The sequence below is a fragment of the Micromonospora wenchangensis genome, assembly GCF_002210435.1.
GTDB lineage: Bacteria > Actinomycetota > Actinomycetes > Mycobacteriales > Micromonosporaceae > Micromonospora > Micromonospora wenchangensis.
The window spans coordinates 1-22593 of sequence record NZ_MZMV01000087.1 but is presented as its reverse complement, the minus strand read 5'-3'; the positions used below and the strand labels follow the sequence as shown (position 1 = coordinate 22593).

Sequence of the window (22593 nt, the reverse complement as noted above, 5' to 3'; positions counted from 1 at the left end):
ATGGCCGGCCGTGGATCCTGTGTCGTTGACGACTCTGTTGGCTGCGGCTGCCCTGGCGGGGTGGGTCGATGCGGTGGTGGGTGGGGGTGGGTTGTTGTTGTTGCCGGCGTTGTTGGTGGCGGCGCCGGGGGTGCCGGTGGCGACGGCGTTGGGGACGAACAAGTTGGCGGCGATCTTCGGCACGTCGACGGCGGCGGTGACGTATGGGCGGCGGACGAAGCTGGACTGGGCGGTGGCGGGTCCGGCGGCCGGGTTGGCGGTGCTGACGGCGGGGTTGGGTGCGGCGTTGGCGGGGGCGGTGCCGGGTAGCGCGTACCGGCCGGTGGTGCTCGTGGTGCTGGTGGCGGTGGCGGTGTTCGTGCTCGCGCGGCCGTCGCTGGGTGTGGTGGCGTGGCCGCAGCGGCGGACGCCGGTGCGGGTGGTGGTGGCGGTGGGGGTGGCGGGTGTGGGTATCGCCTTGTATGACGGGTTGATCGGGCCGGGTACGGGCACGTTCCTGGTGTTGGCGTTCACGGCGATTCTGGGTTCGGATTTCGTGCACGCGTCGGCGATGGCGAAGGTCGTGAATGCGGGGACGAATCTGGGTGCGCTCGTGGTGTTCGGGTTGACCGGGCACGTGTGGTGGGCGTTGGGTGCGGTGATGGCGGTGTGCAATGTGGCGGGGGCGGCGGTGGGGGCGCGGATGGCGTTGCGGCGGGGTGCGGGGTTCGTGCGGGTGGTGTTGCTGGTGGTGGTGTTGGCGTTGGTGGCGAAGTTGGGGTACGACCAGTGGCTGGCCGGCTGAGCGGGTGGGTGCTCGGCCGGCCAGCCACTGGGGGTTCGGGGTGGTTCAGGCGTGCCGGACGACGGTGTCGTAGTCGAGGCGGGGCAGCCGGGGGTGCCAGGCGTCGGGGCCGGGGTGGCCGATGTTGACCAGGAGCAGGGACTTCCAGCCGGTGTCGGTGAAGAATTCGTTGTCGACGCCGGTGGCGTCGAATCCGCCCATGGGTCCGGCGGCGAGGCCGGCGGCGCGGACGGCGAGTAGGAAGTAGCCGACCTGGAGGCCGGCGTTGAAGCGGGCCATGCCGTCGCGGGTGGTGGGGTCGGCGGCGAAGTGTTCGCGCATGCCGGGGCGGATGGGGAAGACGGTGTCGAGGTGTTCGTGGAAGTCGGTGTCGGCGGCGAGGACGGCGACGACGGGGGCGGTGGCGGTTTTGGCGCGGTTGCCGTCGGCGACGTGGGTGAGGAGGCGGTCGCGGCCGTTGCCGGGGCGGACGAACAGGATGCGCAGGGGTTGGACGTTCATGGCGGTGGGTGGGTACTTGGCGAGGTCGTAGATGGCGCGGAGTTGTTCGTCGCTGACGGGGGTGTCGGTGAAGGTGTTGGCGGTGCGGGCTTCGGTGAACAGTTGGGCCTGGGCCTGGGGGTCGAGGGTGATGAGGTGGTCGGGCAGTACGTCGGTCATGGTGTCCTCCGGTCGGATCACGATTGCTGCGACTACGGTAGCAGCTAGTTTTTTCGAAGTGACTAGGATGAGTTGCAGACCACGTATGCTGGGACGATGACGACGTGCTCCCCGACCGACGGCGGGCCCCGCGCCTGTCCCGGGGGGCTGTCCCGGGCGTTCGCGTTCCTCGGCAAGCGGTGGAACGGCATGATCCTGGGCACCCTCGCGCAGGGGCCGGCCGGTTTCGCCGAGCTGGCGCGGGCGCTGCCGGGCATCAGTGAGTCGGTGCTGTCGGACCGGCTCGGTGAGCTGGCCCGGGTGGGCCTGGTCAGCCGCACGGTGCGCGAGGGTCCCCCGCTGGGTGTCAGCTACCAGTTGACCGGGCGGGGCGCGGCCCTGCTGCCGGCGCTGGACGAGTTGGCCCGGTGGGCCGACGAGAACCTTCCCGCGGGTCGTTGCTGACCGGTGCCGGTCCGCGCCGAACACGACCGTGCCGTGCTGGCCGCGCTGCTGCGCCGGGACCCGGTGCTGCACGCCTACCAGTTGGGTGACCTGGACGACTTCTTCTGGCCGTACACGTCGTGGTTCCGCCGCGGTGACCAGGTGGTGCTGCTGTACCACGGGACCGCCGAGCCGGTGCTGTTGGCGTTCGCCGCGCAGCGGGACGGCGCGGCCATGGCGGTGCTGCTCGACGAGGTGGCCCCGGTGCTACCGGCCCGGCTATACGCGCACCTGTCCCCCGGCCTGGAGCGGGTCCTCGCGGGCCGGTACGTCGTCACCCCGGCCGGGGCGCACCTGCGGATGGCGTTGACCGACCCGGGGCGGCTGGCCGGCGTCGCCGCCGCGGGTGAGGTGCTCGGCCCGGCGGACCTGCCGGCGTTGCGGGACCTGTACGCGGTGGCGTACCCGGGGAACTGGTTCGACGCGCGGATGCTCGACACCGGCCACTACGTGGGGGTGCGCGACGGTGACGCCCTGGTGGCGGTGGCCGGGGTGCACGTGTGGTCGCCGACGTACCGGGTGGCCGCGGTGGGGAACGTGACCACCCGCCCGCAGGCGCGGGGGCGGGGTCTGGGCGGTCAGGTGGTGGCCGCGTTGTGTGCCCGGTTGGCGGCGAGCGTCGACCACGTGACGTTGAACGTGCGGGCCGACAACGCGGTGGCGGTGCGCCTCTACGAACGGTTGGGGTTCACCCGGGTGGCCGGGTTCGGTGAGTACGCGTTGGCCGTCGGGGCGGGGTCAGCCGCGGCGGCGGGGTGAGTCGAACCGGCCGGCGCGGATCTCCCGCAGGGCCTTGCGGCGGATGTCGCCGCGCAGGGTGTCGACGTAGAGCCGGCCGGCGAGGTGGTCGGTCTCGTGTTGCAGGGCGCGGGCGAGGAAGCCGCTGCCGGAGATGGTCAGCGGGTCGCCGTGCCGGTCGACGCCGTGCACGGTGGCGTGCAGGGCGCGGCGCGTCGGGAAGTACAGGCCGGGGATGGACAGGCAGCCCTCGTCGTCGTCCTGGGTCTCGTCGGACAGTTCGATGGTGGGGTTGATCAGGTGCCCGCGGTGGCCGTCGGCGTCGTAGACGAACACCTGGGCGTCGACGCCGATCTGGGGGGCGGCGACGCCGGCCCGGCCGGGTTCGCCGGTGAGGGTGTCCATCAGGTCGTCGACGAGCTGTTGCAGGGTGGCGTCGAAGCGGGTCACCGGGGTGCAGGCGGTGCGCAGGACGGGGTCACCGATGATCCGGATCGGGCGTACGGTCATGTCGGGAAGGCTATCGGGGGGTCGCCGGTGGCGGTGATCCGGCGCACCGGTCGGCGATGAGGGCGGCGATGCCGTCGAGGACGCGGGCCAGGCCGAACTCGAAGGCGCGGGTCGGGTCGGTGGCGGCCTGGTACTCCTGCCCGGCGGCGGCGCCGACCCGGGCGGCGGTGGGGAACCGCGCCGGGTCCATGACCTTCTCCAGGTAGGGGGCGTGGGCGTGCCACCACTGTTCGTCGGTGAGGCCGGTGCGGCCGGTGGCCTGGGCGGCCTCCACCGCGCCGCGTACCGCGCCGTGGACGTAGGAGTCGACGAGGGTGACCACGGCGTCCATCTCCAGGTCGGTCAGGCCGGTGCCCTCGACGGCGCGTAGTTCGTAGTCGTAGCGGGCGGTGACCTGGGGGCCCAGCGGTGGGCGGGTGGTGGCGACCTGCAGCAGCCACGGGTGGCGCAGGTACAGCGCCCACTTGTCCCGGGCGATGCGCTCCAGGCGGCCGCGCCAGCCGCCGGGGACGTCGGTGGGGCGGGGGGTTTCGCCGTGCACGGTGTCGAGCATGACGTCGAGCAGTTCCCCCTTGCCGGGCACGTGGGTGTAGAGGGACATGGTGCCGACGCCGAGGCGTTCGGCGACCCGGCGCATGGACAGCGCGGCGAGGCCCTCGGCGTCGGCGACGGCGATGGCGGCCCGGACGATCTGGTCGACGCCGAGGTCGCCGCTGCGGCTGGCCCGCTCGCGGGTGCGCCACAGCAGGGCGAGGCTGCGGGCGGGGTCGCCGGTGCCGCTGTACTCGACGTGCATGCCGTCACCCTAACGGCCCGGGTGTGGTCAGCCGGCGGCGAGCAGGGCCCGTAGCGGGGCGGCCTTGGCGGCGGCCTCGGCGACCTCGGCGGTGGGGTCGCTGTCCCAGGTGATGCCGCCGCCGGCCCACAGGTGCAGCCGGTCGTGGTCGGCGGCGGCGGTGCGGATGGTCAGGCCCAGGTCGAGGTGGCCGGGGCTGATCCAGCCGAACGCGCCCATGCCGGCGCCCCGGCCGACGGGTTCCACGGCGGCGATCAGCGCCAGCGCGGCGTGTTTGGGTGCGCCGGTGACCGAGCCGCCGGGGCAGGTGGCGCGCAGCAGGTCGGTCAGGCCGGTGCCGTCGGCGAGGGTCGCCGACACGGTCGACTCGGCCTGCCACAGGTCGCACCAGCGGCGGACGGTGAACAGGTCGTCGACGGTCACCGAGCCGGTGCGGGCGATGCGGGCGAGGTCGTTGCGTTCCAGGTCGACGATCATGATGTGTTCGGCGCGTTCCTTGGCGGAGGTGAGCAGGTCGCGCCGGCCGGCCGGGGTGGCGGGGCGGGTGCCCTTGATGGGGCGGGTGACGACCCGGCCGGCGTGCACGGCGACGAGGGTTTCCGGTGAGGCGCAGCCGATGCTCCAGCCGTCGCCGTGCAGGGTGCCGCCGTAGCGGGCGCCGGGCAGTCCGGCGAGGCGGGCCAGGGCGGGTCGGGGGTCGCCGGTGTAGGTGGCGGCGGCGTGGCCGACGACGTTGACCTGGTAGACGTCGCCGCGGCCGATGGCGGCGCGCACGGCACGCACGGCGTCGGCGTGCTGGCCGGTGGTCCAACTGTCCCGCCACGGGCCGAGCCGTAGCCGGTCGGGTGCCGGTGCGGTGGGGGGTGGGCGGCGGGTGCCGTGGTCGTAGACGACGACGGCGACGTCGGGTAGGGCGGGCACGGGGCTGGCGGGGCCGGTGGGTGCGCCGGCCATCCGGGCGCCGGCGGCGGCGGAGACGAACAGGGCGGCGCCGCAGGGGCCGTCGGTGCGGTGGGTCGCCGGGCGGGTCAGGTCGTCGACGGGCAGGCCGTGGGCGGTGAGGAAGGCGGTGATCTGCGCGGCGGGGTCGCCACCGTCGGTGAGCTGCCATTCGTAGCGGTCCCGTTCGACGAGCACGCTGCGGCAGGGGGCCGGTACTGCGGGTACGTCGACCGGCACCGTTGGGAGCGTTTCCACGCCGGGTGGCTGATTCTTCCTCATCCGTTCAGCGGATTTCCGGGCAACATGGCGGAAGGCTGCTCGATCCGGTGCGCGGTCCCTTGGTACTGTGCGTCACTGGTCATGTGAACCATGACACAGTGCCCCCACAGTCCGGAGAACCCGATGTGCCAGCACCAGATCCCCTGTCCCTCCGCCGAAGCGACCGACCGGGATGCCGCCCGGGTCATCGCCTGCTTCCCTGAGCAGGGCTGGAGCCTGCTCTGCAACGGTGTCATCGTCTTCGAGGACACCGGTGAACTCCTCCCTGACGGCAGCACCATCGCCCCGCACCGCGGGCCGGCCCGGCACGCGCTCGTCGCCTGACCCGGTCACGATGCGTCGGCGTCGCCGACCCGTCGCACCAGGCTAGCCCCCACGTGGGGGGCCGCCCTCCCCCGGTCGCCGCACCGGGGCGGCACGACCGCCGCCCCGGCACCGCGCCTCAGTCCTGGAACGCCTCCGGCGCCGGGCACGAACACATCAGGTTCCGGTCGCCGTACGCGCCGTCGACGCGCCGCACCGGCGGCCAGTACTTCCCCACCCGGTCCACCCCGGCCGGGTACGCGCCTACCGACCGCGGGTACGGGTGCGGCCACTCGTCCCCGGACACCATCGCCGCGGTGTGCGGGGCGTTGCTCAGGGGGTTGTCCCCCGCCGGCCACTCACCCGACGCCACCTTGTCGATCTCCGCCCGGATGGCGATCATCGCGTCGCAGAACCGGTCCAGCTCGGCCAGGTCCTCACTCTCGGTCGGCTCCACCATCAGCGTCCCCGCCACCGGGAACGACATCGTCGGCGCGTGGAACCCGTAGTCGATCAGGCGCTTCGCGACGTCGTCGACACTCACCCCGGTCGCCTTCGTCAACGGCCGCAGATCCAGGATGCACTCGTGCGCCACCAGGCCCTTGTTGCCGGCGTACAGCACCGGGAAGTGGTCGCGCAGCCGCACCGCCACGTAGTTCGCGGCCAGCACCGCCACCCCCGTCGCGCGGGCCAGTCCCGCCGCGCCCATCATCCGCAGGTACGCCCACGGGATCGGCAGGATGCCCGCCGACCCGTACCGGGCCGCCGCGATCGCCGCCGACCCGGCCGTCCGCTCACCGGTCGGGTCACCCGGCAGGTACGGCGCCAGGTGCTCCCGCACCGCCACCGGACCCACCCCCGGCCCGCCGCCGCCGTGCGGGATGCAGAACGTCTTGTGCAGGTTCAGGTGCGACACGTCCGCCCCGAACCGGCCCGGCTTGGCGAACCCGACCAGCGCGTTGAGGTTCGCCCCGTCGACGTACACCTGGCCGCCGGCGTCGTGGACCTTCGCGCACAGCGACGCGATGCCCGCCTCGTACACCCCGTGCGTCGACGGGTACGTCACCATGATCGCCGCGAGGGCGTCCCGATGCTTGTCGATCTTCGCGTCGAGGTCGACCGGGTCGACGTTGCCGTCGGCGTCGCAGCCGACCACCACCACCCGCATCCCGGCCATCACCGCCGACGCGGCGTTCGTGCCGTGCGCCGACGACGGGATCAGACACACGTCCCGGTGGGCCTCACCCCGGTCCCGGTGGTACGCGCGGATCGCCAACAACCCGGCCAGTTCCCCCTGCGACCCGGCGTTGGGCTGCACACTGACCGCGTCGTAGCCGGTCACCTCCGCCAGCCACCCCTCCAGCTGCCCGATCAGCTCCCGGTAACCGGCGGTCTGCTCCGGCGGCGCGAACGGGTGCAGGTGGGCGAACTCCGGCCACGTCACCGGCTCCATCTCGGTGGTCGCGTTCAGTTTCATCGTGCACGACCCCAACGGGATCATGCCCCGGTCCAGGGCGTAGTCGAAGTCCGCCAGCCGGCGCAGGTACCGCAGCATCGCCGTCTCCGAGTGGTGGCTGCGGAACACCGGGTGGGTGAGGAAACCGGTGTCCCGCGCCAACCCGGCCGGCACCGCCTCCTGCACGTCACCGACGACCGGGTCCACCCCGAACGCCTCCCACACCACCGCCAGGTGCTCCCCGGTGGTCGTCTCGTCACACGACACCCCCACCCGGTCGGCGTCGACCAGCCGCAGGTTCACCCCCCGCTCCCGCGCCGCCGCCACCACCTGCCGCGCGCGACCCGGCACCGCCGCCGTCACCGTGTCGAAGAACACCCCGTCGGCGACCTCGACCCCGCCGGCGCGCAGCCCCGCCGCCAACCGCAGCGCCATGCCCCGGGTACGGTCGGCGATCCGCCGCAGCCCGTCCGGTCCGTGGTACACGGCGTACATGCCGGCCATCACCGCCAGCAGCACCTGCGCCGTGCAGATGTTGCTGGTCGCCTTCTCCCGCCGGATGTGCTGCTCCCGCGTCTGCAACGCCAACCGGTACGCCGGCTCACCGGCCGCGTCCCGGGACACCCCGACCAGCCGACCCGGCAGCATCCGCTCCAACCCGGCCCGCACCGCCAGGTAACCGGCGTGCGGCCCCCCGAAGCCCATCGGCACACCGAACCGTTGCGTGGTGCCCGCCGCGATGTCCACCCCGATCCGCCCCGGCGCCCGCAGCAGCGTCAACGCCAACAGGTCCGCCGCCACCGTCACCAACGCGCCCACCGCGTGCGCCGCCGCCACCAGCGGCGCATGGTCGCGCACCAGCCCCGACGCCCCCGGATACTGCAGGTGCAGACCGAAGAACTCCGCAGGCAACTCCTCGACGGCCAGGTCGACCACCCGCACCTCGATACCCAACGGCTCGGCCCGGCCGCACAGCACCGCGACGGTCTGCGGCAACGCGTCGGCGTCGACCACGTACACGGTGCTGCGGCTCTTCGACGCCCGCCGCGCCAACGTCATCGCCTCCGCCGCCGCGGTCGCCTCGTCGAGCATCGACGCGTTCGCCGTCGCCAGGCCGGTCAGGTCCGTCACCATCGTCTGGAAGTTCAGCAGCGCCTCCAACCGGCCCTGACTGATCTCCGGCTGGTACGGCGTGTACGCCGTGTACCAGGCCGGGTTCTCCAGCACGTTACGGCGGATCACCGCCGGGGTTTCGGTGCCGTGGTAGCCCAGGCCGATCATCGACACCGCCACCGTGTTACGCGACGCCAACGCCCGCAGTTCGGCGATCGCCTCCCGTTCGGTGGCGGGCGCCGGCAGATCCAACGTCCCGTGCCAGCGGATCACCTCGGGAATCGCCGCGTCCATCAGCTCGTCGATCGACCCGTACCCGACGGCCTCCACCATGCGGCGCTCGTCGTCCGGGCCGGGACCGATGTGCCGGTCGGCGAACTGCTCTACGGTCATGCGTGACGCTCCTGACTCAGGCGGCGAGGTCGACGGATCGGCCTCCCCCTGAGTCACGCCGCAGGGCGCTCCACAGTGCCTGCCCGTCGCGGTCCTTCTGCCTGAGAGGTTCCGGGGAGAATCTGCCCCTTCGGCGCCGCCCGGATACTGCTGGGCGATCTCTCCCGCGCGGGTGGTGTCGGCATGGTCAACGCTACCAGCGCCCCCGTTACCGGCGGATGTCGTACCCCCGCCCACGCTGATGTCAGCCGGCCGGCACCAGACCCGACCCGGGCGGTGCGACCGCCGCCACCCGGTCGGCGAGCGCCGGCAGGAACCGCCCCAGCGGGGCGTCCACCCGCAGCGCCGCATACCCGTCACCACGGGTGACACCCTGGTTGGCGATCACCACCGGAATGCCCGACTTCGCCGCCCGCAGCACGAACCGCCGCCCCGACAGCACCGTCAACGACGACCCCAGCACCAGCACCGCCCGCGCCGCGTCGACCATCGCGAAACACCGCGCCACCCGCGCCGCGGGCACCGTCTCCCCGAAGAACACCACGTCCGGTTTCAGCATCCCCGCGCCGCAACACCCGCAGTCGACCATCCGGAACCCGGCCACCCGGTCGTCGTCGAGATCCACGTCACCGTCGGGGTTCACCACCGCCACCGTCGCGTCGAACCCCGGGTTCGCCGCCACCAGCCGCCGGTGCAGCTCCGCCCGCGGCGTACGGTCACCGCAGCGCAGGCACACCACCGTGTCCAGGCGGCCGTGCAACTCCACCACCCGCCCGCTGCCCGCCGCCGTGTGCAGACCGTCGACGTTCTGCGTGATCACCCCGTCGACCAGGCCGGCGGCCTGCAACCGGGCCACCGCCCGGTGCCCGTCGTTAGGCGTCGCCCCCACGATCGTGCGCCACCCCAGATGGCTACGCGCCCAGTAACGTCGCCGCGCCACCGGATCCCCGACGAACGCCTGGTACGTCATCGGCGTGTGCCGGCGGGCCGCACCCGTCGGCCCCCGGTAGTCGGGGATACCCGACTCGGTGGACAGGCCCGCCCCACTCACCACCACGACCCCACCGGCCGCCACCAGGGCAGCCACCGCGTCGATCGTCTCCGTCACCCGTCCATGCTGCCTCAGCCACCCCACCGGCGGCGAACCCACCCGGGACGCCGGCGGGCTCAGCCGCCCAGCACCGCCCGCAACTGGGCGCTCGCCCCGCCGGCCGCCGCCGCGTCCGCCCGCAACTGCTCCGACTGCGCCGCAAGATACGACTGCCACCGATTGAGCTGCTGCTGCGCCGCCGCGACCGCCGCCAACGCCGCCGCGTGCCGCTCCTCCAACGCCTGCAACTTCCCCGCCAACTCCGGCGACGGGCCGGCAGCCGGCGACACCCCCGACGCGCCCACCTCACCGGCCCGCCGGTGCGCCTCGGCGAGGATCTCCTCCGCCTGCCGCCGCGCATCGGCGATGATCTCCGCGCCCTCCGCGCTGGCCTCACCGATCGTCCGGTTCGCCTCGTCCTGCGCCCGCATCGCCAACTCGACGGTCATCGGATCCGGCCCCTGCGGCGCGGTGCTCGGCAACGTCCCGTGCCGCAGCATCTCCACCTGGCTCAGCAGCCCCTGGTTCTCCCGCCGCTGCCGCTCCAACTCCGCCGTCAGCAACCCGATCCGGTCGTCGGCGGCCCGCACCACCCCCGCGACCTCCTCGGCGGACAACCAGTGGCTGCCCCGGAACCGCCGCTCCTCCAACGCCGACAACTGTCGGGCGATATCACCCTGCTCGGCCACAACCCGGCCGGAGTGGTCGACGCTCATCGGGCACCTGTCCCACTGAAGTCGCGCGGGCCCACGGCACCGGCCTCGGCGAGCGGCGGATAGAGAGAATGATCATAGCTCTCCGTCAGGATCTGCTCCGGCGCCACACCCGAGCGCACCAGGATCGCCACCGTGTCCCGGGTCATCTCCGGACTCCCACACACCAGGATCTCCGTGTCCGCCCACGGCCCCAACCGCACCGCAGTGTCAGCCGCCCGACCGATCGCCCCCTGCCAACCCCACCCCGTCTCCACCGTCGGCACATACCGCAACCAGCCCGTCCCCGCATGCTGCCACCCCGCCGCCGGCGGCATCGCCGCCAACCGCGACAACGCCGCCTCGTCGTACAGGTCGTCCGGGGTACGACCACCCACCACCAGCGTCGTACGCCGCCCCGCGCCCTGCTGCACCGCCTCCACCACCGCCCGCAACGGCGCCAACCCCGTCCCCCCGGCGATCAGCAACAACGGCAGGTGCGGCGACCGGTCGTACGACGACAACGCCGCCCCCGTCGGATGCCCCAGCAACAACCGCTCCCCCGCCCGCAACCGACGCACCAGATGCGTGGAGAACCGGCCCGCCGCCCGCACGTGGAACTCGATCGTCCCGTCCGCCCGCGGCGCGTTCGCCGGCGACAGGTACCGCCACGTCCGCAACTGCGGCACCTGCACCGGCAGCGACTGACCCGGCCGGTAGTTGCACAGATAGTTCGGACGCACCGTGAACACCATGATGTCGGCGCGACGACGCTCCGCCGTCACCACCTCCGCCTCCCAGTGCGGCGGCGACGACCGCTCCGCCTCCGCCGCCCCGTCCAGCATCATCTTCGCCACCAGCTCGTACGCCGCCGCCCACTGCGCCCGCAACGCCGGCGTGAAGTACGGGCCGAGGAAACGCTCCAACGTGGCAAGCAACGCCTGCCCCACCCAGATGTAGTGCCGCTCCCCCAACACCACCGGATTACCCCGCTGGTCGTGACCGTGGAACCGCCGGTGGTCCGCACCCAACCGCTGCGCGAACGCCGTCAACGCCTCCGGATCGTCCAGACTGGTGATGATGTGCCCCAACGCGGCCAGGAGCTTGTCCTCCTGGTACTGCATGTTCGTCGGGAACATGGACCGCGCCTCCGGCGCCACCACGAACAACGTGGCATAGAAATACTTCGCCGCCTCCGGCCCGGCGGCGGAGAACTGGCTCCAACTCTGGCGCAACGCCGCGTTGTCCATCGTCAGTCCTCCTGCGCGCGAGCCACGTCGTGACGCTCACGCAACGTCATCGCCACCACACCATCCGGGTCGTAAACGCGGTCAGTCTGCCAGAGATTCGGATTCGGGACCCGGGTGTCGTAGTACCGGTGGTGCACCGCATGCAACGCCGCCCACCCCACACTCCCGTTCAACCACGACCAGTCACCGTGCACCGGCCGACCCGCCCGCTCCTCCTGCGCGCAGAACTTCATGAACAACTCCGACTCGGTGTGCGGATCGGAAACCCGCACCCCCGCCACCCGGAACGAGTGCAGCACCGCCTGGTTCAACACCAACGCCGCATGCTCCCGCCACAGGGTGTCCTCCCGCGACGTGTCCAACCCCAACCCCGCCGCCACCACCGGCAACTGGTCGTACCGCTCCCGGTCGCCCATGTTCCGGGTCCCGATCTCGTCACCCAGGTAGTGACCGTTGAACGGCGCGCAACTGTAGTCGACCCCGCCGATACGCAGACGCATGTTACTGATCACCGGCAGCGCATGCCAACGCAGCATCAGATCCGCGAACCACGGATGATCCGGATGGGTCAACGCCACCTCCCGCACCAACTCCCGCGGCACCTCCCACACCGACGGCGACTCGTGCGCCGTCTCGATCACCCACGGCAGCAGGTCGAACCGACCCGGCACCGGCGGCGGACGCCACCCCAACCGGCGGGCCGCCCGCACCATCGGAACCTGCGCCGGATCACCCAACACCCCACCGTCGGCGCGCACGTGACCGCAGTACCGCACCAACTGGTCGTTCCAGATCCGCGCCCGCGGACCCACCCCCGGCCGGTCCGGCGCGAACACCGTGATCACCGACTGGATCCGGCCCCCGTTGTCCCCCGCCGCCAGATGCGCCGACAACTCCTGCGCGATCCCCGCCGCCGTCGTCACGTGCCGACGGTCCCGCACCCGCAACCCCGCCCACCGCACCCGACCCACACACCGCGCCGACTGCCGCCACGCCACCTTCGCCCCGTACTCCAACTCCTCCCGGGTGTGCCGGTACGAGCCGGTCAACGCGACCTCCTCACGCACCTCCGCCAGCCGCGCCGCCAGCCCCGGCAACCGCCGCTCGGCGTGCAACGCCTCCAGGAACTCCGTCGCCTCGGCCAGCACGTCCCCATCGGAGCCGACCGGCTCGGCAGGCGACGCGGCGGTGACCGGGCAACGCAACTCGGCGGCATGATCGGCGACAGCACCGCCGGCCCGCGCGGAACCCAGGCCGACAAAGTGATCGATGTGCACTTCGGTTCGTTTCCCGTCCTCGGCGGGACCACGGATGCGACCCCCGCACCATGCTCCACGCATCAGCTCGACGCCACCACCAACCGTCACTCACCGTGACCCGATCGGCGTCTCTGGTGATCGCCCTGGACAGGATTCCCGGCCGGACCACACCTGTCAACAACAGCGCTCCATCCCAGAACGTCCCTTATGGACGGCAACGGCGGCCCGACCCGCCCCCGGGGACCACCAGAGCCACCCGGCACACCGAGCCGACACCCGCCACCACCCGGACACGACGACGCCGCGACCGGAACCCGGCCGCGGCGTCCACACCACCCCGATCAACCCGCCCGACGCCGCGCCCGCCGCGCCGCCAACTCGTCACCCACCACCTCCGACGACACACCCTCCTGCGCCGCCGGCACCACCTCACCACCACCCGGCACCGCCGGCTCCGCCGGCAGATGCGACAACGAACCCTGGATCTCCTTGAACGCCCCACCGATCGCGATCCCGAACACCCCCTGACCACCCTGCAACAGATCCACCACCTCCTCCGGGGACCGGCACTCGTACACCGTCGTCCCGTCCGAGATCAGCGTGATCCCCGCCAGGTCCTCCACCCCCCGCGACCGCAACGCCTCGATCGCCTTACGGATGTTCTGCAACGACACCCCGGCATCCAGCAGCCGCTTCACGACCTTCAACACCACCAGGTCGCGGAACGAGTACAACCGTGACGTCCCCGAACCCGACGCGTCCCGCACACTCGGCACCACCAGCGTCGTCCGCGCCCAGTAGTCCAACTGGCGGTAACTGATCCCCGCCGCATGACAGGCCGTCACACCCCGGTAACCGACCGCACCGTCACCGTCAACCGGCACCGACGACGCCACCGCCCCCGACTCGCCCCGCTCCACACCTGGCTCAGGCTCCCGCGGCTCGTGCATCCCGACAACCTCCCCGTCAGTGCGGTAACACGCCGGTGCCACCGACGCACACCCCTCGACACGGCAACCCTAACGCCGCACCAAGGGGTTACCACGGAGAAACCGCCGCGACACGCCGCGCGACGACACACCACACCACCGGCATCGCCACCGCGACACCCACGACGAAGCCACGATCAGCCCGCGAAATCCTCCGGACGCACCTGCTCCAGGAACTCCCGGAACTTCTCCACCTCATCCTCCTGCTCGTCGGGAATCACGATCCCCGCCTCACTGAGGACCTGCTCCGCACAACGAATAGGCGCACCCACCCGCAACGCCAACGCGATCGAATCACTCGGCCGGGCCGACACCCGCACCCCGTCACCCAGCAACAGGTCAGCGTAGAAGACGTTCTCCTTCAACTCGGTGATCTCCACCGCCCGCAACGGCGCCTGCAACGCCGCCAGCACGTCCCGCAACAAATCATGCGTCAACGGCCGGGCCGGTTTGACCCCCTGCTGCTCATAGGCGATGGCCGTGGCCTCGACCGCACCGATCCAGATCGGCAGATAGCGGTCGCCCTCGACCTCCCTGAGCAGGACGATCGGCTGGTTGCTGGGCAGCTCCACCCGAACCCCGACCACGCTCAGCTCGCGCACCGCCGCCTCCGTGTCGTTGTCGCCTACACCCGCACCGCGCCCCGTCCCTGCACGGTACACGGACCGCGACACGGCAGTCCCCACCGCACCAGCCCCGCACCGCGCCGGAAAAGGGTTACCCCGGCAAGCCTACGGCACGCTTCCCGGGGCAGAACCTTCCGCACACACCAGCCGAACCCCTCACCGACCCAACGTCGACCGCAAACCCACCCGCACCAGCGCCGCATGCAACTGCTGCGACAACGCCACCAACTCCCGCGCCGTCTCCGCCGCCCGCGCCCGCGCCGCCGGATCGGACTGCCGCGCCAACGGCGCCACCAACTGCGCGAACAACCCCACCTCCCGATCCGCCGACGACCGGTAACCCCGAAGATGCCGAGGCTCCAACCCGTACGCCGCCAGACCCGCCACCGCCCGCGCGATGATCAACGCATCCGCGTCGTACCACCCCGGCGGATCCGGCACCAACACCCCGAGCCGCTCCAACTCACCCAACGTCGACTCGGCGATCCCACTACGCGCCACCAGATCGGCCCGCCCGAGCCGCACCTGCGACTCAGGCTCCTCCGCCGACCGGCCCGGCACCTCACCACCGGGACCCACCGCCACCAACGTCGGCCGCTGCCGACCCGGCGACTCGTCACCACCGTCCCACTGCGCCAACTGCTCACGAATCACCCGCAACGGCAGATACTGATCACGCTGCGCAGTCAACACGAACCGCAACCGGGCCACATCATCCCAGCTGTACTTCCGGTACCCCGCCGCCGTCCGCTGCGGCTCCACCAGACCCTCGGCCTCAAGGAACCGCAACTTCGAAATCGTGACGTCCGGAAACTCCACCCGCAGCTGACCCAACACCTCACCGATACTCATCAGCGGGTGCGACCGGGCAGCCCCGGACGGCATGGAGGCCGCAGGCTCGTTCACCCCCGGCCGGCCTCCTCCTCCGGGCGAGGACCGGCAATGAACACCACCCGGAACTTACCGATCTGCACCTCGTCACCATTGCTCAACGTGGCCGCCTCCACCCGCTCCCGGTTCACGTAGGTGCCGTTCAGACTCCCCACGTCCCGCACCGTGAACGTCCCGGAATCCCGATGGAACTCCGCGTGCCGCCGCGACACCGTCACATCGTCCAGGAAGATGTCACTGTCCGGATGCCGGCCACTCGTCGTCACATCATGGTCCAACAGGAACCGGGCACCCGCATTCGGGCCCCGACGAACCACCAGCAGCGCCATACCCGGCGGCAACGAGCCGGACATCCGACTCGGCACCACATCGGTGTCCGGACCCTCCAGCACTTCGTCCAACGAACCGAGATTGAGCGTCGAAGTGACGTCGAGCGGGGGGAACTCGTCGCCTGGGCGCGTCATGGGACCACCTCACGGATCAGTTTCGGTCAGCACAGGATAACGGCGGGTACGGCCCCCGGGAAGATCACCCGACGGCTGGCTCCCCCTGCCCAAGGAAGGCAATTACCCAACACTGCACCAATTTGGGGTTCTCGGTCGACTGGGCGAGCCTAGCCAGCGCCGAAATGCAGGGCAACCGGACGCGCGGCAGAAACACCCACGCCCGGCACGACACCACTCAGCTCTCGGTGAGCTCACGGTATGCGTCAGCGGTCAACAACCCGTCCACCGCCGCCGGATCCGCCGGCACGATCTCCACCAACCAACCCGCACCGTACGGATCAGAATTGATCACCTCAGGAGTGTCGGCCAACGCCTCGTTGCGCGCCGCCACCGTCCCACTCACCGGCGCGTAGATCTCCGACACGCTCTTGGTCGACTCGATCTCACCCAACGACTCACCGGCCTCCACCACCGCACCGGAGTCCGGCAACTGGACGAACACGATGTCACCCAGCGCATCCTGCGCGAACTGGGTGATACCCACCCGGACGTTACCGCCCTCGGCACCCACCACCCACTCGTGCTCGGCGGTGTAACGCAGATCCTCAGGAATCACCAGCGCGTCCCTCATCCATCGGTGCACCGGGAGACCACCCGGCGCGGCCGCGCCGGTCAGGAGACCGGACGGGCGTGTTCCAGCTTCAACGGCGCGTGCAGCGCCGAAACCTCGGCAACCTCACGATCCTCGACGCTCACGTTACCGCCGTCACCGCGAACCGATGCGGCCACCCCGCCCGGAATGTTCAACGCGGTACGCATCGTCTCCGGATCACCGATCACCGTGATCGTGTACGGACCCGTCAACGGCCGCCCGTCCACCACCAACACGTCCCCCGCCCCGTCCAGGAAGTACGTCGACGCGATGATCCGCGCCGACGCCCGGTCCCCACCCGAGATCTGCATCGCCTCCGCACCCGCACCCCGCAACTCCTGCACCGCGTCCAACACCCGGTCCGCCCGGATCGGCTTGCCACCCGGCTCGAACCGCACCGCCAACCCCGGCCCCCGCGCCGGCAACGTACCCGCCAGGATGCCCAACTCGTCGGCCCGCTTCGTCGCCTCCTCCAACGCCGCCTGCCGACCCTGCTCACCCGAACGCAACTGCCGCTGGCTGTCCTCCAGGCCCTCGATGTCCTGCTGCAGCCGCTTCTCCCGGGAATCCAGATCCGAGAAGATCCGCACCAGGTCCTCCTGCCGGGTCGCCGCCAACGTCGGGTCCGTCGACGTCGTCTTCAACTGCACCACCAACGTGAACCCCAACAACGCCAGCAACGCCGCGATCATCACCGCAGCCGAGGACACCCGACGCCCCGCCGGACCCGCCGACGGGCTGTCCGACGGCTGCGCCGAGGACCCAGCCTCCGCCGACGCCACCTCCGCCAGGTTCACCGTCGCCCCGTCGTCGTCACCCGACTCCGGCGAAGGCTCCCCCGGATCTCCCGGCACCAACGGACTCAACTCGTCCGCGTCCGGCGCGTCCGGCCGCGGATCCGGCTCACCCGCCGGACGCACCGGCTCCACCGGCTCCGGCCACCCCGTACCCGTCTCCCGATGCTCGTCGCTCACGACACCAACCTACGCCCGGAACAGGTGCCGACGGATCGCCGCCACATTCCCGAAGATCCGCACCCCCAACACGACCACCACACCCGTGGACAACTGCCCACCCACCCCCAACTGGTCACCCAGATACACGATCAGACCCGCCACCAGCACGTTCGAGATGAACGACACCACGAACTGCTTGTCGTCGAAGATCCGATCCAGCTTCGCCCGCACCCCACCGAACACGGCGTCCAGCGCGGCCACCACGGCGATCGGCAGGTACGGCTGCAACGCCGCCGGCACCGTCGGATCGAGATAGATCCCCAGCACCACACCGGCGAGCAACGCCAGCACCGCGATCATCGGACACCTCCGGAGGGGCGGGAAGACGAACCCGGACCGGACGACCCGGCACCGGACGAACCGACAGCACCCGAACCCGCCGGCGACGGACTCGGACTGACCGACGGCTGCGCGTAGCGTAGCCGTGGCTCCGGCGCGGCCGGCAACGTGAGGTCCCCGGCCCGGCGCACCTCGAACGACAACCCGGTGTCCCGGGCCACCCGACGCATCAGATACGCCGACCGGCTGTCGTCGAACCGGTCCCGCAACGACCGCGGCCCGATCGCCGACACCTCGTACGGGCTGGTCACCGGCCGGAAGTCCACCAGGATCGCCGCCCCCGCCGAACGGATCGTCGACGTCGCCGTCAACCGCTGCCCATTGATCGCGATCGCCTCCGCACCCGAGGCCCACAGGTCGTTGGCGACCTTCTGCAGATCCGAGTAGATCACCCGCGACGGACCCGCCGCCGAGTCGCCGTTGACCGCACCGTCGTCCTGCACCGCGGCATCGGCCAACTTCACCACCACCCCGTCACCACGCACCCGGCCCAGCCCCGTGCCCGCCTCCAGGTTGCGCAACCGGGCCGCCTGCGAACCACTCAACGCCGCGTCCCGCTGCCGACCGACCTCCTCGCGCAGCCGCGCGGCCCGCGCCGTCATCGCGTCGGTCTCCGCCTCCCGCTGCTTGATCTGCGCGATCAACGCGGCCCGCGCCTGACTGCGGCTCGGCTCGTCGGCCATCGTCTCCCGGTACGCCACCGCGAACAGGAACCCCACCGCGGCGACCACCACGACCGCCACCGCCCGCGCGGACGCACCCCGCCACCCGGCGGTCGACGCCGGGTCCTGCCGCCGCCGGGCCGCCGCGTCGGCGTAACCCGGATCCAACGGATTCTGGAACAGCTCGGTGAGGAAGTCCGGGGTGAACAACCGCGCCGGCCGCTTCGACCCGTCCCCCGGGGCGCTCACGCGGCGACCCCCCGCCGGGCCGCGCGGACCAGCCGGGCCGCCTGCACCACGTACATCGCGCCGGCCACCCAGTACAGCACCAGGCCCCACCAGGCCAGTCCCCAGCCGATCGCCGCGGCGGTCGTCGCCGTCACCGACGTGGTCGCCGCCGCCAGCAGCAGGACCGGGAACGCGGCCAGCAGCAGGAAGGTGGCGGTCTTGCCGACGTAGTGCACCGGCGGCGGCCCGTACCCGTGCCGGCGCAGCACCGCCAACGAACCGAGCAGCAGCAGTTCCCGGGCCAGCAGCGCCGCCGTGAACGGCCACGGCACCACCTCCCGGGCGGTGAAGGCGAGCAGCGTGGCGAGGATGTAGAGCCGGTCGGCCAGCGGGTCGAGCAGCTCACCCAGGCGGCTGACCTGCCCGAGCCGGCGGGCGATCCAGCCGTCCACCCAGTCGGAGGTGCCGCCGATGGCGAGCACCACGATCGCCGCCACGTCCGCCTCCACGACCAGGAACAGCCAGAGGAACAGGGGTACGCCGAGCAGCCGGACGAAGCTGATCAGGTTCGGCAACGTCAGCACCCGGTCGGCGGCGGCGTCACCGCCTGGTCCGCGCGGATGCTCTGCCCGAGCCGGCCGACGTGACACCGAACCTCCCCCCGCAGCACGATCCGGGTGCCCACGCGGGCACCACGGTCAGCCGTGCGCTTACCGGACCGGCGCTCGCCGGTGTCTCGGTGATCCCGGGCCGGGACCTCCCCCTGGTGCGGTCCGGGACGCTCGGCACCCCGGACCGGCAGCCACTATATCGGGCGCGGGCGGCTGCCCCGGTGGGGCGCGCGTCTCCCGGGGCGGTCCGGCGGTGTGTGTGGTGTGTCACCACCGCTAAGGCATCCTAGGAAACTGGTGGAAAGGTAGGGGACGGTCACGCGGTGCGGGCGGGGGTGTCGGGCTGCGCGGTGGGCGTACCCGAGGCCGCCGCCTGGCCGAACGCCAGCAGCGCCAGCAACAGCTCGTGCTGGGCGCGGGACGGCATCCGGTCCAGCACCGCCTGCACCGCCCGGTGCCGGCGTTCCCGCAGCTCGGTCAGCAGGGTCACCGCCGCGGCGGTGAGCACCAACCGCACCTCCCGCCGGTCCCGGGGGTCCGGGGTGCGGCGCAGCAACCCGGTCGCCTCCAGCCGGTCGCAGAGCCGGCTGGCCGACGAGGGCACCACGTCGAGCAGCTCGGCCAGCCCGTTGACGTTCGTCTCCGGCCGGTCCCGGATCAGCGCCAGCACCCGCAGCTGGGTCGGTGGGACCGCCACCTGGTGCCGGGAGGTGGCCGAATCGAGCACGCCGACGAGCGCCTCGGCCGCGGCATCGATCGCCGCAGCAAGATCCGGAGGTCGATCCACCCGCTGTCCCCTGCGATTGTCCGCTGTCGTAAGTCGCTGACGGCCGATCACCGTTCGCGCCGCCCGCCCGGCCCGCACCAGTCCAGGCACACGACGACGGCGTCGTCACGTAGATCAGTGTCGGCATGATATGCGAACAGCTCGCGCATCACCGTACCAACCGCCTCCGTCGCCGGTTGCAGCCGAGTCGACCGCATCGACCGGGCCATCGCCCGCTCACCGTAGGCCTCCTGACCCCCCGGCTGCGCGTCGTACACGCCGTCGCTGACCACGAAGAGCCGGTCACCGGGCAGCACGTCGAACTCCTGCACCGTGTAGCGGGTCTCGGCGAACATACCCAACGGCAGCTGCTGCTCCAGGGCGATCCGCTCGACAGTGGTCCCCCGCAGCCGCAGCACCCGCGGCGAACCGGCGTCCACCGCCCGCGCCCGGCCGGTACCGGTGTCCACCGACAACAGCAGCGTCGCCACGTGCCGCTGCCCCCGGTGCTGGTAGAACAGCGTGTCCGAGGCCAACTCGGCCTGCTCCACCAGGCCGCCGCCCGAGCGGCGCGCGTTGCGGATGGCGTTGACGGTGAGCGCGGTGAGCATCGCCGCGGCCAGGCCGGTGCCGGCGCCGTTGAGGACGGTGAGGGTGAGCCGCCCCGGGTCGACCGACCAGTCGAAGTGGTCACCGCCCACCGAGTACGCCGGTTCGAGCTGCCCGGCCAGCAGGAACGCCTCGTGCGTGACGCTGCGCCCCGGTAGCAGGTCCCACTGCATCTCCGCGGCCATGCTCAGCCGCTCCCGACGCCGCGTCCGCCGGTACCTGTCGGTCTCCCGGTCGGCCGCCCGCAACGTGGTGGCCAGGTCGACACCCAGGTCGGCGATCAGCTCCACGGTCGGGTCGTCCGGGTTGCCGGCCAGCTCGACCAGGAACACCCCCAGCCGCTCCCCCCGCGTGGTCAGCGGCACCCAGACCCGGCAGCGTCCGCCGTCGGACGGGTCGCGCACCGCTTGCTGGCTGCTGAAACAGCGTTGCGCGGCACTGCGCCCGGTGAGCGACCCGGCGGACACCTCCGGGTCGAGCACCGACCACAGCCCGCTGATCCGGTAGTCGGCCAGGAACGCGTCGACCCGTACCGCGGCCAACTCGGACCGGAGGGCCCGATCGGCGGCCTCCACCACCTGGTCGGGTGGGGCCTCACGTAGCGCGCGCGACATCGCTGCGAGCGCGTCCGGCATGGTTGTCCTCCGAGATTCTTGCTACAGGGCAAGCATCATACGGAGCGTCCCGTCCGCCCCCACCCGGGGCACCGGGCGGCACGGGAGGAACCGGTGGCGGTATCGGCCCGCCGACCCCCGGCCAGCCGCGATACTGACCCGGGCAGGAGGTGCGCACGGTGGACTCGGCGGACGGCGCGGCGATCGTGGTGGGCGTGGACGGCTCGGAGCCGGCGCTGCGCGCCGTCCGGACGGCCGCGACGGAGGCGGCCCGCCTGCGCCGGCCGCTGCGGGTGGTGCACGCCTTCATCTGGCCGCTGCTGCACACCCCGGTCGACCCGATCGCCGCCGACCCGCCCGGCGGCGGACTGCGCCGCACCGCCCAGGACCTGGTCGAGGCGGCGGTGGCACAGGCCCGCACGGTCGACCCCGGCCTCCGGGTCACCGGGGAGATCGTCGACGGCGAGGCGTCGGCGGTGCTGCTGGGCACCTCCCCCACCGCGGCGATGATCGTGCTCGGCGACCGGGGCCTCGGTGGGTTCGGCGCCCTGGTGGTCGGTTCGGTGGCGATCCAGGTCAGCACCCACGCCGACTGTCCGGTGCTGGTCGTCCGGGGCACCCCGGCCGACGACGGCCCGGTGGTGGTCGGGGTCGACGGGTCGGCCGCCTCCCGCGCCGCGGTGGACTTCGCCGCCGCGCAGGCCGCCGCGCGCGGGGTCCGGCTGCGGGCCGTGCACGCGTACACCCATCCGGCCTCCGCCGGCCCCGGGGACTTCCAACCCCTGGTGTACGACGAGGCCCGGCTACGCGACGAGGAGGACGACGTGCTCGCCGGGAGCCTCGCCGGGCTCGCCGAACGCCACCCCGACCTGCCGGTCGACCGGGAACCCGTGCACGCCCGCCCGGTCGCCGCCCTCACCGAGGCGTCCCGCCGGGCCCAACTGGTGGTGGTCGGCGGTCGGGGCCACGGCGAGCTGGCCGGGCTGCTGCTCGGCTCGGTCGGCCACGGGGTGCTGCACCGTAGCGCCTGCCCGGTGGCGGTGGTACGCGCCCCGGACCGGGAGCCGGCGACCGGCCGGTGAACCACCCGCCGGTGCGCGGTGGGGCGGTTGGCCGGGCCGGGGACGGGTAGTCGGCGCGGGTACCGCAGGCGGACCACCGAGGAGGCGACATGCCAGGACCACAGCCGGGAAGCAACGCGTACGACAAGGAACGGGCGCGGCTGCGTGACCTGATCGAACAGTCGGGACGCGCGTCCGACCAGGAGGCCAACCAGGTGGCCAACCGGATCCTCCAGGAGGACCGGGGCCAGCGCGGCATGGTCCGGGGTGAGCGGGCCTACGGCCCCAAGGGCGAACGCGGACCCGGCGACCCGAAGTGAACCGCGCGGCCGGGC

At 72.2% G+C, this 22593-nt stretch carries 26 protein-coding genes and 1 riboswitch; of the genes, 6 read left to right on the top strand and 20 right to left on the bottom strand.

Annotated elements, in window-relative coordinates:
• Positions 1-10 precede the first annotated feature (10 nt).
• Complete coding sequence (locus B5D80_RS30270; protein ID WP_169733126.1) at positions 11-784, top strand: sulfite exporter TauE/SafE family protein; 774 nt, start codon at positions 11-13, stop codon at positions 782-784.
• A gap of 45 nt (positions 785-829) precedes the next feature.
• On the opposite strand, the gene B5D80_RS30265 is transcribed toward B5D80_RS30270, so the two are convergent.
• Positions 830-1444, bottom strand: coding sequence for a malonic semialdehyde reductase (locus B5D80_RS30265; protein WP_088647345.1), 615 nt, complete (start codon positions 1442-1444; stop codon positions 830-832).
• 96 nt (positions 1445-1540) lie between these two features.
• Here B5D80_RS30265 and B5D80_RS30260 point away from each other — a divergent pair, with 96 nt between their 5' ends.
• Both B5D80_RS30260 and B5D80_RS30255 read left to right on the top strand, forming a co-directional pair.
• On the top strand, positions 1541-1888 hold the full coding sequence (locus tag B5D80_RS30260) for a winged helix-turn-helix transcriptional regulator (protein WP_088647344.1): 348 nt from the start codon (positions 1541-1543) through the stop codon (positions 1886-1888).
• 3 nt (positions 1889-1891) lie between these two features.
• On the top strand, positions 1892-2686 hold the full coding sequence (locus B5D80_RS30255) for a GNAT family N-acetyltransferase (RefSeq protein WP_088647343.1): 795 nt from the start codon (positions 1892-1894) through the stop codon (positions 2684-2686).
• Here the strand turns inward: B5D80_RS30255 and def are convergent.
• The 3 genes from def to B5D80_RS30240 are packed head-to-tail and all read right to left on the bottom strand — an operon-like array spanning position 2666 to position 5192.
• Complete coding sequence (gene def, locus B5D80_RS30250) at positions 2666-3175, bottom strand: peptide deformylase (protein ID WP_088647342.1); 510 nt, start codon at positions 3173-3175, stop codon at positions 2666-2668. The genes B5D80_RS30255 and def overlap by 21 nt on opposite strands.
• A 10-nt stretch (positions 3176-3185) precedes the next feature.
• Positions 3186-3971, bottom strand: coding sequence for a TetR/AcrR family transcriptional regulator (locus B5D80_RS30245; protein ID WP_088647341.1), 786 nt, complete (start codon positions 3969-3971; stop codon positions 3186-3188).
• Positions 3972-3998: 27 nt separating this feature from the next.
• Positions 3999-5192 (bottom strand): chorismate-binding protein, encoded by a 1194-nt coding sequence (locus B5D80_RS30240; RefSeq protein ID WP_088647340.1) that lies wholly within the window; start codon positions 5190-5192, stop codon positions 3999-4001.
• Between the two features lie 123 nt (positions 5193-5315).
• On the opposite strand from B5D80_RS30240, the gene B5D80_RS30235 reads away from it, so the two are divergent.
• Positions 5316-5516, top strand: coding sequence for a DUF5999 family protein (locus B5D80_RS30235; RefSeq protein WP_088647339.1), 201 nt, complete (start codon positions 5316-5318; stop codon positions 5514-5516).
• A 118-nt stretch (positions 5517-5634) separates the two neighbouring features.
• On the opposite strand, the gene gcvP is transcribed toward B5D80_RS30235, so the two are convergent.
• The 16 genes from gcvP to B5D80_RS30155 form a co-directional block, all read right to left on the bottom strand.
• Positions 5635-8457 carry an aminomethyl-transferring glycine dehydrogenase gene (gene gcvP, locus B5D80_RS30230; protein ID WP_088647338.1) on the bottom strand — a complete coding sequence of 941 codons (2823 nt, stop codon included), beginning with the start codon at positions 8455-8457 and terminating at the stop codon, positions 5635-5637.
• A gap of 79 nt (positions 8458-8536) precedes the next feature.
• Positions 8537-8634: riboswitch (glycine riboswitch) on the bottom strand.
• 67 nt (positions 8635-8701) lie between these two features.
• Complete coding sequence (locus B5D80_RS30225; RefSeq protein WP_088647337.1) at positions 8702-9565, bottom strand: NAD-dependent protein deacetylase; 864 nt, start codon at positions 9563-9565, stop codon at positions 8702-8704.
• 59 nt (positions 9566-9624) lie between these two features.
• Entirely contained in the window at positions 9625-10263 is a 639-nt protein-coding gene (locus B5D80_RS30220) for an SPFH domain-containing protein (protein ID WP_088647336.1), read from the bottom strand.
• The gene (locus B5D80_RS30215; RefSeq protein ID WP_088647335.1) at positions 10260-11489 is read right to left on the bottom strand and encodes a globin domain-containing protein; all 1230 of its coding nucleotides are present in this window, start codon (positions 11487-11489) and stop codon (positions 10260-10262) included. The genes B5D80_RS30220 and B5D80_RS30215 overlap by 4 nt, the downstream gene beginning before the upstream one ends.
• 2 nt (positions 11490-11491) lie before the next feature.
• A complete protein-coding gene (locus B5D80_RS30210) occupies positions 11492-12694 on the bottom strand; it encodes a nitric oxide synthase oxygenase (RefSeq protein WP_088647347.1) in 1203 nt (400 codons plus the stop codon).
• Between the two features lie 395 nt (positions 12695-13089).
• Positions 13090-13698 carry a MerR family transcriptional regulator gene (locus tag B5D80_RS30205; protein WP_088647334.1) on the bottom strand — a complete coding sequence of 203 codons (609 nt, stop codon included), beginning with the start codon at positions 13696-13698 and terminating at the stop codon, positions 13090-13092.
• Between the two features lie 176 nt (positions 13699-13874).
• Positions 13875-14339, bottom strand: a complete 465-nt coding sequence (locus tag B5D80_RS30200; RefSeq protein WP_088647333.1) for a bifunctional nuclease family protein — start codon at positions 14337-14339, stop codon at positions 13875-13877.
• A 180-nt stretch (positions 14340-14519) separates the two neighbouring features.
• Entirely contained in the window at positions 14520-15215 is a 696-nt protein-coding gene (gene ftsR / locus B5D80_RS30195) for a transcriptional regulator FtsR (RefSeq protein ID WP_211291708.1), read from the bottom strand.
• Positions 15216-15265: 50 nt separating this feature from the next.
• Entirely contained in the window at positions 15266-15718 is a 453-nt protein-coding gene (gene odhI, locus B5D80_RS30190; RefSeq protein WP_067311506.1) for an oxoglutarate dehydrogenase inhibitor Odhl, read from the bottom strand.
• A 217-nt stretch (positions 15719-15935) separates the two neighbouring features.
• Positions 15936-16316 carry a glycine cleavage system protein GcvH gene (gcvH, locus tag B5D80_RS30185; protein ID WP_088647346.1) on the bottom strand — a complete coding sequence of 127 codons (381 nt, stop codon included), beginning with the start codon at positions 16314-16316 and terminating at the stop codon, positions 15936-15938.
• A gap of 56 nt (positions 16317-16372) precedes the next feature.
• Positions 16373-17326: a DUF881 domain-containing protein gene (locus B5D80_RS30180; protein WP_088647331.1), complete on the bottom strand. Its 954-nt coding sequence runs from the start codon at positions 17324-17326 to the stop codon at positions 16373-16375.
• A gap of 9 nt (positions 17327-17335) precedes the next feature.
• Positions 17336-17668 carry a small basic family protein gene (locus tag B5D80_RS30175; protein ID WP_067311500.1) on the bottom strand — a complete coding sequence of 111 codons (333 nt, stop codon included), beginning with the start codon at positions 17666-17668 and terminating at the stop codon, positions 17336-17338.
• A complete protein-coding gene (locus tag B5D80_RS30170) occupies positions 17665-18618 on the bottom strand; it encodes a DUF881 domain-containing protein (protein WP_088647330.1) in 954 nt (317 codons plus the stop codon). Before B5D80_RS30170 ends, B5D80_RS30175 begins: the two co-directional genes overlap by 4 nt.
• Positions 18615-19247 carry a cardiolipin synthase ClsA gene (gene clsA / locus B5D80_RS30165; RefSeq protein ID WP_088647329.1) on the bottom strand — a complete coding sequence of 211 codons (633 nt, stop codon included), beginning with the start codon at positions 19245-19247 and terminating at the stop codon, positions 18615-18617. Before clsA ends, B5D80_RS30170 begins: the two co-directional genes overlap by 4 nt.
• A gap of 277 nt (positions 19248-19524) precedes the next feature.
• A complete protein-coding gene (locus tag B5D80_RS30160; RefSeq protein ID WP_088647328.1) occupies positions 19525-19995 on the bottom strand; it encodes a MarR family winged helix-turn-helix transcriptional regulator in 471 nt (156 codons plus the stop codon).
• 47 nt (positions 19996-20042) lie between these two features.
• On the bottom strand, positions 20043-21218 hold the full coding sequence (locus B5D80_RS30155; RefSeq protein ID WP_088647327.1) for a PP2C family protein-serine/threonine phosphatase: 1176 nt from the start codon (positions 21216-21218) through the stop codon (positions 20043-20045).
• A gap of 158 nt (positions 21219-21376) precedes the next feature.
• Here B5D80_RS30155 and B5D80_RS30150 point away from each other — a divergent pair, with 158 nt between their 5' ends.
• Both B5D80_RS30150 and B5D80_RS30145 read left to right on the top strand, forming a co-directional pair.
• Positions 21377-22279 (top strand): universal stress protein, encoded by a 903-nt coding sequence (locus B5D80_RS30150; protein WP_088647326.1) that lies wholly within the window; start codon positions 21377-21379, stop codon positions 22277-22279.
• 89 nt (positions 22280-22368) lie between these two features.
• Complete coding sequence (locus tag B5D80_RS30145) at positions 22369-22578, top strand: phosphatidylethanolamine-binding protein (protein ID WP_088647325.1); 210 nt, start codon at positions 22369-22371, stop codon at positions 22576-22578.
• Positions 22579-22593 lie beyond the last annotated feature (15 nt).

Bases quoted from the DNA above. Each gene is read 5' to 3' on its own strand.
- B5D80_RS30265 (WP_088647345.1), bottom strand. From the start codon at position 1,444: ATGACCGACGTACTGCCCGACCACCTCATCACCCTCGACCCCCAGGCC.
- B5D80_RS30260 (WP_088647344.1), top strand. From the start codon at position 1,541: ATGACGACGTGCTCCCCGACCGACGGCGGGCCCCGCGCCTGTCCCGGG.
- def (WP_088647342.1), bottom strand. From the start codon at position 3,175: ATGACCGTACGCCCGATCCGGATCATCGGTGACCCCGTCCTGCGCACC.
- B5D80_RS30245 (WP_088647341.1), bottom strand. From the start codon at position 3,971: ATGCACGTCGAGTACAGCGGCACCGGCGACCCCGCCCGCAGCCTCGCC.
- B5D80_RS30240 (WP_088647340.1), bottom strand. From the start codon at position 5,192: ATGAGGAAGAATCAGCCACCCGGCGTGGAAACGCTCCCAACGGTGCCG.
- B5D80_RS30235 (WP_088647339.1), top strand. From the start codon at position 5,316: ATGTGCCAGCACCAGATCCCCTGTCCCTCCGCCGAAGCGACCGACCGG.
- gcvP (WP_088647338.1), bottom strand. From the start codon at position 8,457: ATGACCGTAGAGCAGTTCGCCGACCGGCACATCGGTCCCGGCCCGGAC.
- B5D80_RS30220 (WP_088647336.1), bottom strand. From the start codon at position 10,263: ATGAGCGTCGACCACTCCGGCCGGGTTGTGGCCGAGCAGGGTGATATC.
- B5D80_RS30215 (WP_088647335.1), bottom strand. From the start codon at position 11,489: ATGGACAACGCGGCGTTGCGCCAGAGTTGGAGCCAGTTCTCCGCCGCC.
- B5D80_RS30205 (WP_088647334.1), bottom strand. From the start codon at position 13,698: ATGCACGAGCCGCGGGAGCCTGAGCCAGGTGTGGAGCGGGGCGAGTCG.
- ftsR (WP_211291708.1), bottom strand. From the start codon at position 15,215: ATGAGTATCGGTGAGGTGTTGGGTCAGCTGCGGGTGGAGTTTCCGGAC.
- odhI (WP_067311506.1), bottom strand. From the start codon at position 15,718: ATGACGCGCCCAGGCGACGAGTTCCCCCCGCTCGACGTCACTTCGACG.
- B5D80_RS30175 (WP_067311500.1), bottom strand. From the start codon at position 17,668: ATGATCGCGGTGCTGGCGTTGCTCGCCGGTGTGGTGCTGGGGATCTAT.
- B5D80_RS30155 (WP_088647327.1), bottom strand. From the start codon at position 21,218: ATGCCGGACGCGCTCGCAGCGATGTCGCGCGCGCTACGTGAGGCCCCA.
- B5D80_RS30145 (WP_088647325.1), top strand. From the start codon at position 22,369: ATGCCAGGACCACAGCCGGGAAGCAACGCGTACGACAAGGAACGGGCG.